Annotated in this window: 8 protein-coding genes, 1 tRNA gene and 2 pseudogenes; 7 read left to right on the plus strand and 4 right to left on the minus strand. The window is 60.5% G+C overall.

What is annotated here, in order from left to right; all coding sequences use genetic code 11:
* Window positions 1-11: 11 nt before the first annotated feature.
* The 5 genes and pseudogenes from F7R06_RS23385 to ddlA all read left to right on the plus strand — a co-directional run bounded on the left by F7R06_RS23385 (window position 12) and on the right by ddlA (window position 4,661).
* Complete coding sequence (locus F7R06_RS23385) at window positions 12-1,325, plus strand: MFS transporter (RefSeq protein ID WP_090325161.1); 1,314 nt, start codon at window positions 12-14, stop codon at window positions 1,323-1,325.
* Between the two features lie 219 nt (window positions 1,326-1,544).
* Window positions 1,545-2,183 (plus strand): annotated as a pseudogene (locus tag F7R06_RS31570) (PAS domain-containing protein); the annotation flags it as partial.
* Window positions 2,184-2,333: 150 nt separating this feature from the next.
* A pseudogene (locus F7R06_RS31575) lies at window positions 2,334-2,771 on the plus strand (methyl-accepting chemotaxis protein); the annotation flags it as partial.
* A gap of 148 nt (window positions 2,772-2,919) precedes the next feature.
* Window positions 2,920-3,519 (plus strand): flavin reductase family protein, encoded by a 600-nt coding sequence (locus F7R06_RS23395; RefSeq protein WP_090325157.1) that lies wholly within the window; start codon window positions 2,920-2,922, stop codon window positions 3,517-3,519.
* Between the two features lie 47 nt (window positions 3,520-3,566).
* Window positions 3,567-4,661, plus strand: a complete 1,095-nt coding sequence (ddlA, locus tag F7R06_RS23400) for a D-alanine--D-alanine ligase (protein ID WP_090325155.1) — start codon at window positions 3,567-3,569, stop codon at window positions 4,659-4,661.
* 79 nt (window positions 4,662-4,740) lie between these two features.
* On the opposite strand, the gene ggt is transcribed toward ddlA, so the two are convergent.
* Window positions 4,741-6,573: a gamma-glutamyltransferase gene (gene ggt, locus F7R06_RS23405; protein ID WP_090325153.1), complete on the minus strand. Its 1,833-nt coding sequence runs from the start codon at window positions 6,571-6,573 to the stop codon at window positions 4,741-4,743.
* Window positions 6,574-6,739: 166 nt separating this feature from the next.
* On the opposite strand from ggt, the gene F7R06_RS23410 reads away from it, so the two are divergent.
* Window positions 6,740-7,843, plus strand: coding sequence for a DUF2817 domain-containing protein (locus tag F7R06_RS23410; RefSeq protein ID WP_090325148.1), 1,104 nt, complete (start codon window positions 6,740-6,742; stop codon window positions 7,841-7,843).
* 177 nt (window positions 7,844-8,020) lie between these two features.
* On the opposite strand, the gene F7R06_RS23415 is transcribed toward F7R06_RS23410, so the two are convergent.
* Window positions 8,021-8,097 (minus strand) — tRNA-Met (locus F7R06_RS23415).
* A 116-nt stretch (window positions 8,098-8,213) separates the two neighbouring features.
* Entirely contained in the window at window positions 8,214-10,271 is a 2,058-nt protein-coding gene (locus F7R06_RS23420) for a methyl-accepting chemotaxis protein (protein ID WP_090325146.1), read from the minus strand.
* A 332-nt stretch (window positions 10,272-10,603) separates the two neighbouring features.
* On the opposite strand from F7R06_RS23420, the gene F7R06_RS23425 reads away from it, so the two are divergent.
* Window positions 10,604-11,821, plus strand: a complete 1,218-nt coding sequence (locus tag F7R06_RS23425; RefSeq protein ID WP_090325145.1) for an MFS transporter — start codon at window positions 10,604-10,606, stop codon at window positions 11,819-11,821.
* A gap of 66 nt (window positions 11,822-11,887) precedes the next feature.
* Here the strand turns inward: F7R06_RS23425 and ychF are convergent, their stop codons facing one another.
* Entirely contained in the window at window positions 11,888-12,988 is a 1,101-nt protein-coding gene (ychF, locus tag F7R06_RS23430; protein WP_090325143.1) for a redox-regulated ATPase YchF, read from the minus strand.
* Window positions 12,989-12,999: the final 11 nt, after the last annotated feature.

The raw sequence follows: 12,999 nt of genomic DNA on the forward strand, positions 1-12,999 counted from the left end.
GAGTTCTTTTCATGACTGCCAACACCGTTTCGCGCCCGGCGCCGTTCAACCGCTCGGACTACAAGACCCTGGGGCTCGCGGCCCTCGGCGGGGCGCTGGAAATCTACGATTTCATCATCTTCGTATTTTTTGCGCTGACCCTGAGCCAGCTGTTTTTCCCGCCGGAAATGCCCGAGTGGCTGCGATTGCTGCAAAGCTTCGGCATCTTCGTCACCGGTTATCTGGCGCGGCCACTGGGCGGGATCCTGATGGCGCATTTCGCCGACCGTTTGGGCCGCAAGAAAGTCTTCAGCCTGAGCATCCTGATGATGGCGCTGCCCTGTCTGCTGATCGGCATCATGCCGACCTACGCACAAATCGGTTATTTCGCTCCGCTGTTGCTGTTGCTGCTGCGAGTGCTTCAAGGGGCGGCCGTGGGCGGTGAAGTGCCGAGCGCCTGGGTGTTCGTCGCCGAACATGCACCCGTGGGGCATCGGGGCTACGCTTTGGGCTTTTTGCAGGCGGGACTGACTTTCGGTTATCTGCTCGGTGCCTTGACGGCCACGTTCCTGGCGCAGGCTTTCACCCCGACTGAAATCCTCGATTACGCCTGGCGTTACCCGTTTCTGCTGGGCGGTGTGTTTGGCGTGATCGGCGTCTGGCTACGCCGCTGGCTCAGTGAAACGCCGGTGTTCATGGCCATGCAGGCACGGCGCGAGGAAGCCGTTGAGTTGCCGCTGCGCAGTGTCCTGCGTGAGCATCGCCTGGCCATGCTGCCGGCGATGATCCTCACCTGTGTGTTGACGTCGGCGGTGGTGGTGTTCGTGGTCATCACGCCGACAATGATGCAGAAAACCTTCGGCATGACCGCCAGTCACACCTTCGCCTTGAGCGCATTGGGCATCGTTTTTCTGAACATTGGCTGTGTGCTCGCCGGGTTGCTGGTCGACCGCATCGGCGCCTGGCGTACGGTGATGCTGTATAGCCTGCTGCTGCCGTTGGGTATCGGTGTGCTTTACGCCTGTCTGATCAGCGGCGGCGACTGGGTCGGTCTGGCCTACGCGGTGGCGGGGCTCGGTTGCGGGGTGGTCGGTGCGGTGCCCTCGGTGATGGTCAGCCTGTTTCCGGCGCGCATTCGCGTGTCGGGCATCTCGTTCACCTACAACATTGCCTACGCCGCCTGGGCGAGTATCACACCGCTGTTGTTGATCGGTCTGATGCCCTGGAGTCCCTGGATCTGCGTGATTTTCTGCGCGGTAATGGGTGCGGTGGGCGTGGGAAGCGCGGCGTACTTTGGCACGAGGATGCCAAAAATCGCCGGTTGTTCGGCCGCTGGCGCTACGTGAATCAACAAGGCGACAGGGGCGCTTGAACTATTTTTGTAGGACAAAGCTGAAACGCTCTTCAGAAAAGATCTGCAAGGCCGATGGCTAGGCTGTAAATCGCTTTTTACCCCAGTCCATCGGTGCATCCCCATGTTCAATAAACGCTTGAAGCAGGAGCTATCGGCTCTTCGCGAAGAACTCTCCAGCCTTCAGCAAGTGAAGGAAAGCCTGGAAAGCGAGATGCTGGTGTTGACCCTCGATACGGATGGGCGGGTTCAATCGGTCAATCAGAATTTCCTCAACGAAATGCACTACAAGTGCAACGAGCTGATTGGCCGGCATATCGAAGAAATCGTTCCCGATCATGTGAGAAATGACGAATTCCAGCTGCGGTTCAAGAACGCGATGAATCGCGGCGAGCACTTTGCCGGCGCGGTGCGCCTGTTGCGGGGTACTGGCGAGGAAGCGTGGTTGCGTTCGATCCTGCAGCCCGTGCGTTCGGCGGATGGCCGGATCAAGCATTTTTCGATTTTCTCCAGCGACCTGACCCGCACCATTGAGGCCTCCCGTGAGCACGAAAACCTGATCGGGGCGCTGGTGCGTTCGACGGCGGTGATAGAGTTCGATCTCAATGGCAACGTGCTGACCGCCAATGACCGCTTTCTCAGCGGTATGGGTTACAGCCTGGCGCAGATCAAAGGCAAACATCACCGCATCTTTTGCCTGCCGGAAGAGCACAACAGCGCCGAGTATCAGAACTTCTGGCGTCGCCTGAACGCGGGTGAGTACGTGGCTGAACGCTTCAAGCGCATCGATAGCCACGGTCGTACGGTTTGGCTGGAGGCTTCTTACAATCCGGTGGTCGATGCCAATAACCGGCTCTACAAAGTGGTGAAGTTCGCCACGGTGATCACCGATCAGGTCAATCAGGAGCAAGCCGTCGCCGAAGCCGCGAACATTGCCTACAGCACCTCGCAGCAAACCGATCAAAGCGCCCAGCGAGGCAGCGCGGTAGTCACTCAGGCGGTGGATGTGATGCGTGATCTGGCCAAGCATATGCAAACCGCCGGCGATGGCATCGAAGCGCTCAATGAGCAGTCACTGGTGATTGGCACCATCGTCAAAACCATCAGCGGCATTGCCGAACAAACCAACCTGCTGGCGCTCAACGCCGCCATCGAAGCGGCACGCGCCGGTGAACAGGGCCGGGGGTTTGCCGTGGTGGCCGATGAGGTCCGGCAACTGGCTTCGCGCACCAGCCAGGCCACCGACGAAATTGTCGTTGTGGTGCGGCAGAACCAGGACATGGCGCGTAACGCCGTGGCCCTGATGACCGACGGCAAGCTCCAGGCCGAGCAGGGGCTGGCGTTGGCGGCGGAAGCCGGCACTGTGATCGTCGAGATCCAGGATGGCGCGCAGAAAGTGGTGAATGCTGTCGGGCAGTTCGCCAATCAGTTGGCGTCTTGATGTCCTGCTCCTGAAGAAATCGCCTGCACTGGTTCCTGCAAGGTGTTACACGCAGGCGCTGGCGCAGGTGGCGATCTTTTCGCCCGCTCGATCCCTGTTTTGCAAGATGTCGTTACAATCGGCTCCTTCCCCCAAGGAGCAGGCATCCATGAGCGTTTCTCACCGTCGTCCGGTCCCTTTGTCCAAGGCCTATCGTCTACTCAATCACGGGCCGACCGTTCTGGTCAGCGCGGCTCATGACGGTCAGCGCAATATCATGGCGGCTGCCTGGGCCATGCCGCTGGATTTCGAACCGCCGAAAATCGCCGTGGTGCTGGACAAGTCCACCTGGACCCGGCAACTGCTGGAAGCCTCGGGCACCTTCGTGTTGAACGTTCCCTGCGCAGCGCAGGCCGATATCGTACAAACCGTCGGTTCGACGTCTGGCCTGGCGCTCACCCGGGAGCAGGGGCGCGACAAATTCCAGACCTATGACCTGCCGACGTTCGCGGCCGAACTGATCGACGCACCGATGCTCGAAGGCTGCGTTGCCTGGCTCGAATGCCGGTTGTTGCCGGAACCCGACAACCATCAGCAGTACGACCTGTTCCTCGCCGAAGTGATTGCCGCTCAGGCCGACGAGCGCGTGTTCAGTGACGGCCGTTGGCACTTTGAAGGCCAGGATGCGTTGCGTACCCTGCACCACGTCGCCGGCGGGCATTTTCTGACCATCGGCAACCCTGTGGATGGCAAAACCTTGCAGCCATGAAGTGACTGCTACCCTAGCCATAAGCACATTCACAAAGAGGCCAGGCAATGAGCAAGTTGCGTGTGGGGATTATTTTTGGGGGGCGTTCGGCAGAGCACGAAGTGTCGTTGCAATCGGCGAAGAACATCGTCGATGCGCTGGATCGTTCGCGCTTCGAGCCGGTGTTGATCGGTATCGACAAGCAAGGCCACTGGCACCTCAATGACCCGTCGAATTTCCTGCTGAACCAGGAAAACCCGGCGCTGATCGCTCTCAATCAGTCCAATCGCGAATTGGCGGTCGTACCGGGCAAGGCGAGCCAGCAACTGGTCGAAACCTCCAGCCAGGAGCTGTTGGGCCATGTCGATGTGATCTTCCCGATTGTCCACGGCACCCTCGGTGAGGACGGCTGCCTGCAAGGGCTCTTGCGCATGGCCGACCTGCCGTTTGTTGGCTCCGATGTGCTCGGATCGGCGGTTTGCATGGACAAGGACATCAGCAAGCGTTTGCTGCGCGATGCCGGGCTGGCGGTCACACCGTTCGTGACCCTGACCCGTACCACTGCGGCGCGCAAAAGCTTTGCCGAAGTGGCGGGAAAGCTCGGTTTGCCGCTGTTCGTCAAGCCGGCAAACCAGGGCTCTTCCGTGGGGGTGAGCAAAGTCAACGACGAAGCCGAATACACCGCGGCAGTCGAGCTGGCATTGGGCTTCGATGAGAAAGTGTTGGTCGAATCTGCCGTCAGCGGCCGCGAGATCGAATGCGCGGTGCTCGGTAACGAAGACGCCATCGCCAGCGGTTGTGGCGAAATCGTGGTGCACAGCGGGTTTTATTCCTACGACAGCAAATACATCGATGACAAGGCCGCTGAAGTGGTGGTGCCGGCCCAGATCAGTCATGAGGCCAGCGAACGTATTCGTGCCATGGCCGTCGAGGCGTTCCATGTCCTGGGCTGTTCCGGTCTGGCGCGGGTCGATGTATTTCTGACCGACAGCGGTGAAGTGCTGATCAACGAAATCAATTCGCTACCCGGATTCACCCGCATCAGCATGTACCCGAAACTGTGGCAGGCCGCTGGCATGACCTACAGTGAACTGGTCACGCGATTGATCGAGCTGGCGCTGGAGAAACACCGGATTCGGCAGACGCTGAAAATCAGTCGATAAGCGGGTGCGATGGCCTGATCTCAAACTGCAAAAAAGGGCCTACCCCCTCGGTAGGCCCTTTCTCATCTCTGCGTAAGACTCAATCCCCCAGCGCTTCTCCCTCACGCCGAGGGTCGGCTCCACCGGTCAGCGATACTTTGCCTTGGGCATCCTTTGTTCGAACAATCGCCTGGGTGCCGCTGGTCATGTCGATTTCATTCACTTCATGCCCTTTGGCTTTCAACGCCTGAATCAGCGCCGGGCTGAACTGCCCGCGTTCCAGCTCGGTCGGGCCATTGCGACTGCCGAAATTGGGCAGGTTGATGGTTTGCTGCGCATCGAGGTTCCAGTCGAGCAGGCCGATGGTGGACTTGGCGACGTACTCGATGATTTGCGAACCGCCGGGTGAGCCGATTGTGGCGAGGAATTCACCGCTCTGGCGGTCGAAGATCAAGGTCGGGGCCATGGACGAACGTGGGCGCTTGCCGGGTTCGACGCGGTTGGCGACTTTTTGCCCATGCTCATCGGGGATGAAGGAAAAGTCCGTCATTTCGTTGTTGAGCAGGAATCCCTGCACCATCAGGTGCGAGCCAAACGCAGACTCGATGGTGGTGGTCATGGACACTGCGCCGCCCTCGTCGTCGATCGCTACCACCTGTGAGGTGGAAATACGCAGCGGCGACCGGTCCGGCGCATAGGCAATCTGAATGCCCGGAGGCGTGCCCGGTTCAGCCGTGCCCATGCTGCGTTCACCGATCAGTGCGGCGCGGCTGGCCAGGTAAGCCGGGTCTACCAGGCCTTTCACCGGAACCGGCACGAAGTCCGTATCCGCCACGTACTGCGCGCGATCGGCATAGGCCAGGCGCTCGGCTTCGGATATCAGGTGCACGGCTTGCGGAGACGGTTCGCTGCCCGCAGGCGCGTCGGTTTTCACCGGTTTCAGCGGTGCCAGGGCGTAGCGGTTATTGCGTGTCTCCAAGGCTTGAAGCGTGCCGAGGATCTGCGCCACGGCGATCCCGCCCGACGACGGTGGCGGCATGCCGCAGACCTGCCAGCGCTTGTAATCGGTGCACAGTGGCGCGCGCTCCTTGGCCATATAGCCCTTGAGGTCGCTCAGTGAAAGGCTGCCAGGGTTGGCGTGGCCCTGAACCTTGTCCACGATTTCCTGCGCGACAGCGCCCTGGTACAACGCATCCGGCCCTTCGTTGGCGATGCGTTGCAGCACGGCGGCCAATGCCGGGTTTTTCAGGCGGGTGCCAACGGCTTTCGGGCGGCCATCGGCAGTCAGGAAGTAGGCGACCATGTCGGGCGAGCTGCGCAGCGACGAATCCGACGCGATCAACTGATACAGGCGTGGCGAAATAACGAAGCCTTGCTCCGCCAGCTTGATCGCCGGTTCGAACAGCTGTGCCCAGGGCAGGCGGCCGTGTTTTTTGTGGGCCAGTTCCAGGGCGCGCAATACGCCTGGCGTCCCTACCGAGCGACCACCAATCTGCGCCTGGGTGAAAGGCATGGGTGTGCCGTCGGCTTGCAGGAAAAGCCTTTCCGTGGCACCGGCCGGTGCCGTTTCGCGGCCGTCATAAGTGCGCACGTTCTTGCCGTCCCACAGCATGATCAAAGCGCCGCCACCAATGCCCGACGATTGCGGCTCGACCAGCGTCAACACCGCTTGCATCGCAATCGCCGCATCGATGGCCGAACCGCCACGACGCAGCATTTCCCGCCCGGCCTCGGCCGCCAGCGGGTTGGCAGCGGCCGCCATGTGCTTCGAGGCGTGCCGGGTTTGCAGGTCGGTGCGATAGCCGGAAGCGCTTTCCGGCGCGACCGGTAGCGTCGAGACCGATGGCGCGTTGCAGGCGGTCAGGGCTAAAGCCACAGTGATCATAGACAACGCTGACAGGCGCATGCGCTTCAAGTGGAAGGCTGAGAACATGCGGGGCACTCCGTCCATGGGATAAAGGATTCGTGGACTTTATCGGCCACCGCCCGGTGACGCAAACCATGTCCCACGGCCAGGACGCTTTTTTCCTTCATCAATGGATGGAATTTCTGTAGGGTCGATGCCATCAGGCAGGCCAGAAGATCAATAAGAGGCAGACATGCAGACCGAGTTCCCGACCCAGCCAAGCTACCGCACCCAGCGCGAACAATTCCTCGCGGCGGCCACCGCCGCCGGCGCGACGCTGACCGAGTATCCACACCCGCTCACAGGACCCTTCGGCGAGGCCTTGAGCACCGATGTGGCTGTCCTGGGTGATCCGGGCGCCAAACGTCTGCTGATCGCGCTCAGCGGCACCCATGGGGTTGAAGGCTTTTATGGCTCGGGGTGTCAGATCAAGTGGCTGCAGGAACTGGGCAAGCGTTCGCTGCCGGCCGATGTCGCCGTGGTAATGATCCACCTGATCAACCCCTGGGGGACGGCGTGGCTGCGTCGGGTCAACGAAGACAACATCGACCTCAACCGCAATCACCTGAACTTCGAGCGGCCCCTGCCGGACAACCAGGCGTATGAGGGTTTGCACGAAATCTACGCCTGCTCCGAATTGCAAGGTCCCGAGCGTGAGCGCACGGACGCCTTGCTGGATGCGCAGATTCGCGAACACGGCTGGCCGGCGGTCATGTCGATTGTAGAAGGCGGGCAGCATGCGCATCCCGATGGTTTGTTCTATGGCGGACTGGCGCCGAGCTGGTCGAATCGCACCTTGCACCAGATCATCCAGAAGCATGTAGCCCATGCCGATGTCGCCATGTGTTTCGACTTGCACACCGGGGCCGGCGAATACGGTCATCCAATGCTGCTGACGATTACCGAAGCGGCCTATCCGGCGCTGGTCGATGCGCAGGCGATTTATGGTCCGTGGCTCTACACCTTGCACACCGGTGCCGACACCCTGAGCGAAACCGGTGTTGCGGCCACCGCGACTGGCTACACCTCGCAGGCATTGATCAATGCGCTGCCGCAGGTGCGGCTGATGCCATTCGTCATTGAGTGTGGAACGTATCCGGGAGCACAGGTGCATCGGCATCTGCGCGATGACCACTGGCTGCATCTGCACGGCAATCCGAGCGACGCGGTGGGGCGCGAGATCAAGTTGAATCTGCTGGAGCAGTTCTATCCGGCTGATAGCGACTGGCAGGCGATGGTCTGGTTGCGGACCTGGCAGATCTGGGAGCGGGCTTTGTCGGCGTTACCAACGATCTGAGGTTGAGGCTGTTTTATGTAGGAGCGAGCCTGCTCGCGATGAATCCAGAGACGCTGCGGGGTATCAGGCTCGCCGCGTCATCGTTGACGATCATCGCGAACAAGCTCGCTCCTACAGCAGGCATAAAAAGCAGGCATAAAAAAACGGCCTACCTTTCGGTAAGCCGTTTTTAGTACTTGGTGGCTACACAGGGACTTGAACCCCGGACCCCAGCATTATGAATGCTATGCTCTAACCAACTGAGCTATGTAGCCAAGTGGCGCGCATTATTCACCGGTAACGGGGATGCGTCAAGCATAAATCTAAAATATTTCTCTACACTTTCAACCGCTTATCCTCCTGACCCGAAAAAACGGGTCAGGGCAGGGCATCATTTGAGCTGAAATCTGCCGGTATTGGCGCTCAAAGCCTTGCTGCCCTGGCTCAAGGTGTCTGCCGCAAGGTTCACCGCCCGCGCGCCTTCGAGCAAGCGGACCGCCGCCTGATCGACTTGCTGGATGTTGCCGCTGACCTCATCGGCGGTGCTCGCTTGCTCGTCGACCGCCGTGGCGATCTGCGCCAGGGTGTCGGTGACGCCCTGGACGGCGCTGGCAATCTCCCCCAATCGATGGCCGAGGCCGGTGACGGCTTGCGCATCGGTCTGAGCCTGCCCGCAGGCCGCTTCCATCAGGCTGACGGCTTCGTTCACGGTGCTGCGCAGGCTATCGACGGTGCCGGCGATTTGCGCGGTCGAGGACTGGGTGCGCTGTGACAGGCTGCGCACTTCATCGGCCACCACCGCGAAGCCGCGGCCCTGTTCGCCGGCGCGAGCCGCTTCAATGGCGGCATTGAGCGCCAGCAGGTTGGTCTGTTCGGCGACGCCGCGAATGGTATCGACCACCAGTTGAATCTGCTGCCCCTGCTCACTGACCCGTCCCAGCGCCGCTGCCGTGTCATTCAGGCGTTGATTGAGTTGTTGGATGCTGGCCGTTGTGCGCTGACTGTCACGGCTGCTGTCGGCGGCGATACGCTGAGTCTGCTGAGCGCTGCCGGACGCTCGTTCGCAGCTGTCGGACACGCCTTGGGAAGTCGCGGCCAATTGTGTCGCCGCCGCCGCAATCTGACTGATTTGCAGTTGTTGGGCTTCGACCTCGCCCAAGGCGTCGGCGGAGTGATGATTGAGGGTTTGCACCGCGTTGCTCAGTTGCAGGGTTTCGTGGTCGACCCCCAGCAGGCTGGCGCGCAATTGCACCACCGCGACGTTGAGGGCGGTGCTGATGGCTGCCAGTTCGTCGCGGCCTTGTACTGGCACCTGCAAGCTCAGATTGCCATCGCGCAAGGCTTCGGCCAGCAAGGTGATACCGCTGGCGCTACGGCGGATCGACGCCTGCAAGCAGATGAACAGGTACAGCGCGGCCAGCAGCAGGCAGCCAAATATGCTCGCCGCCAAAATGAACTGGCGTATGGCAGAACCCTGGTAGTCATCCAGACGCTGATCCAGTGAGATCAACGATTGCTGGCGCAACGCGGCAAGGTCGGAGAGCAGGGCGTCGAGGCTGCGTTCGAACTCCTCGGGCTTGAGGGTGATGCTGCCGCCGAACACGCCGTCATCCAGGACTTTCAGGCCGGCGTCGAGGTGCTTGAGGCTGTTATGGTATTGCCCGGCCCAGCCTTGCAGAGCGCTGGGCAACCGCGCCTCAAGTAAACCTGCCGTTTTGGCCAGTTGTTCCCGGGCATCGCCGATGCGGCTGCGCAAGTCGCGCAGTTGCAGGCGACTTTGCAACGTGAATTGCCCGGACACCACCGAGGCCTGACCGACACTGGCCAGGCGGCCGACGCGTTCGATCAGGTCGGGCGCGTGCTGGGTGGAGATCTGAGTCAGCAGGTAGGTTTCCAGCCAGGGTGCCAGCGTCAGCCGATTATCCATGGCGATCTGCTCGCGCAAGGCTTGCAGGGCGCTCAACGCGTTGGTGAAGCGATCGTAGCCGTCCGGCCACCAACCGACGCTGCTCAGACTTTTCGAATCCAGGCCGTTGAGGGCAGTTTGCAGCGCTTGAAAACGGGTCAGGGTTTCGCCTTCCGCGCCTTCCTTTTGCAGGGCGCTGCTCAGGTCTGAAGTGGCTTGGGCGACAGCGGGTTGGACCGCGTCGAATGCGCCCATGGCGGCGAGGGTGGCCGGCGTTGGCTGGCGATTGGTTTCGGTGGCGCGCCAGCGAGCCGCACGGTCACGCTGTGCCTCCAGCAGGTTATCGAGCGCATCCAGAGCGAGTAATTGACGGACTCCGGCCCGTTCGCCGGAAATCAGGTTCAGTTTGTCGCGATAGTCCAGACCAATCATCCATAGACTGCCGGCCAGCGGCAGGATAAACAGCAGAAACAACAGCTGAAATTTGCGTGCGAAGCCAAAACGCCCCAGCAGCCTGATCCCCGGTGATAAAAAAGCCTGCATGCCCCATGACTCCTTCGGACACCACGCGCCATTGGCGTGCATCGAGGTCTCGGCGACCACGATCTGTGCCCCGTAAAAGGCCTCGAAAGTTCACCTTTGCCCGCTCTGTAGGCCGACTCTGTGGTGAAACTTCCCATTCTCGGTCCCCTTTGTAAGAGGGCCGCGTTGAAGCGCAAGAGCGAGGCAAGATTCAGACCATGGCGTTGAGCTATCACCGTTTTGCCGATGAATATCGAAGTCGTTAGCAGGCTAAGGGGATGGCGTTGTTGCACCGAAAAATGGCACATTGGCGCACCTGCCTGTGCGCACCTACCTGTTGTCCGGAAATTCTCATGGCTATCAGCAATGCTCAGTCCGCCACTGCATCGGCGGCCACTCCTTCACAAAGCAGTCCGTTGGTGATGCGCATCATCGGCGCGGTGGCGCTGGCGCATTTGATCAACGACCTGATCCAGTCGGTATTGCCGTCGATTTACCCGATGCTCAAGGCCAACTACGGCCTGACATTCACCCAGGTCGGCCTGATCACCTTGACCTTTCAACTGACCGCTTCGCTATTGCAGCCGTGGGTCGGTTACCACACCGACCGCCATCCCAAGCCCTGGCTGTTGCCCGCCGGTACTGTGTGCACGCTGGTCGGGATTCTGATGATGTCGGTGGTCGGCAGCTTTCCATTGATTTTGCTGGCGGCGGGGTTGATCGGTATCGGCTCCTCGACCTTTCACCCGGAAGCTTCACGTGTGGCGCGACTGGCTTCGGGCGGGCGCTTCGGGCTGGCGCAATCGACCTTCCAGGTCGGTGGCAACGCGGGGTCGGCCTTCGGTCCCTTGCTGGCGGCCGCCATCATCATTCCCTACGGTCAGGGGCATGTGGCCTGGTTCGGCCTGTTCGCTGTGTTTGCGTTGTTCGTGCTCTACCGCATCAGTCGCTGGTACGCCAACCATTTGAACCTGTTCAAGCTCAAACAGGGCCAGGCGGCGACTCACGGCTTGTCCAGAGGCCGGGTGATCAGCGCTTTGGTGGTGCTGGGGCTGCTGGTGTTCTCCAAGTATTTCTACATGGCCAGTTTCACCAGCTACTTCACCTTTTACCTGATCGAGAAGTTCGACCTGTCGGTGGCCAGTTCGCAACTGCATCTGTTCCTGTTTCTCGGTGCGGTTGCGGCGGGGACCTTCTTTGGTGGGCCGATCGGCGACAAGATCGGGCGCAAGGCGGTGATCTGGTTCTCGATCCTCGGCGTAGCGCCGTTCACCCTGGTCTTGCCGCACGTTGATCTGTTCTGGACCAGCATTCTGAGCGTGGTCATCGGCTTCATCCTGGCTTCGGCGTTCTCGGCGATCGTGGTCTACGCCCAGGAACTGGTGCCGGGCAATGTCGGGATGATTGCCGGGGTGTTCTTCGGCCTGATGTTCGGTTTTGGCGGCATCGGCGCGGCCTTGCTGGGCCATCTGGCGGATATTCGCGGTATCGAATACGTGTACTTGCTGTGTTCGTTCCTGCCGTTGCTCGGAGTGCTGGCGATTTTCCTGCCGCGTACCCAAAAGATCTGATTCAGGCCGGGACAGCAGGCACAAAAAAGCCGCGTATCAAACGCGGCTTTTTCTTGAGCGGGTGTTTTACACGTTGAAGCGGAAGTGCATCACGTCGCCGTCCTTGACGATGTAGTCCTTGCCTTCCAGGCGCCATTTACCGGCTTCCTTGGTACCGGCTTCACCCTTGTACTGGATGAAGTCGTTGTAGGCGATCACTTCGGCGCGGATGAAGCCTTTTTCGAAGTCGGTGTGGATCACGCCCGCAGCTTGTGGTGCGGTGGCACCTACGCGGACGGTCCAGGCGCGGACTTCTTCGACACCGGCGGTGAAATAAGTCTGCAGGTGCAGCATTTCGTAGCCAGCGCGGATCACGCGGTTCAGGCCTGGCTCTTCGAGGCCCAGGGCTTCGAGGAACATGTCTTTCTCTTCACCGTCTTCCAGTTCGGCGATTTCCGCTTCGATCTTGTTGCAGACCGGTACAACCATGGCGCCTTCTTCTTCGGCGATGGCTTTTACCACGTCCAGGTGCGGGTTGTTTTCGAAACCGTCTTCAGCGACGTTGGCGATGTACATGACCGGTTTGGTGGTCAGCAGGTGGAAGCCCTTGATCACCGCTTTTTCGTCGGCGCTCATGTTCTTCATCAGGCTGCGCGCAGGCTTGCCCAGGGTGAAGTGAGCGATCAATTGCTCCAGCAGGCCTTTCTGGACCACTGCGTCCTTGTCACCGCCCTTGGCGTTGCGCGCGACTTTCTGCAGTTGCTTCTCGCAGCTGTCTAGGTCGGCGAAGATCAGTTCCAGGTCGATGATTTCGATGTCGCGTTTCGGGTCGACGCTGTTGGAGACGTGAATCACGTTCTCGTCTTCGAAGCAGCGGACCACGTGGGCGATGGCATCGGTTTCGCGGATGTTGGCCAGGAATTTGTTACCCAGGCCTTCACCTTTCGACGCACCGGCCACCAGGCCAGCGATGTCAACGAATTCCATGGTGGTCGGCAGGATGCGCTTCGGATTGACGATCGCGGCCAGGGCTTCCAGGCGCGGGTCCGGCATCGGCACGATACCGCTGTTGGGCTCGATGGTGCAGAAGGGGAAGTTCTCTGCCGCGATACCGGATTTGGTCAGGGCGTTGAACAGGGTGGACTTGCCGACGTTAGGCAGGCCGACGATGCCGCAATTGAATCCCATGGTGTTTCCCC

Source organism: Pseudomonas moorei (assembly GCF_008801475.1).
GTDB classification, from domain to species: Bacteria; Pseudomonadota; Gammaproteobacteria; order Pseudomonadales; family Pseudomonadaceae; genus Aquipseudomonas; species Aquipseudomonas moorei.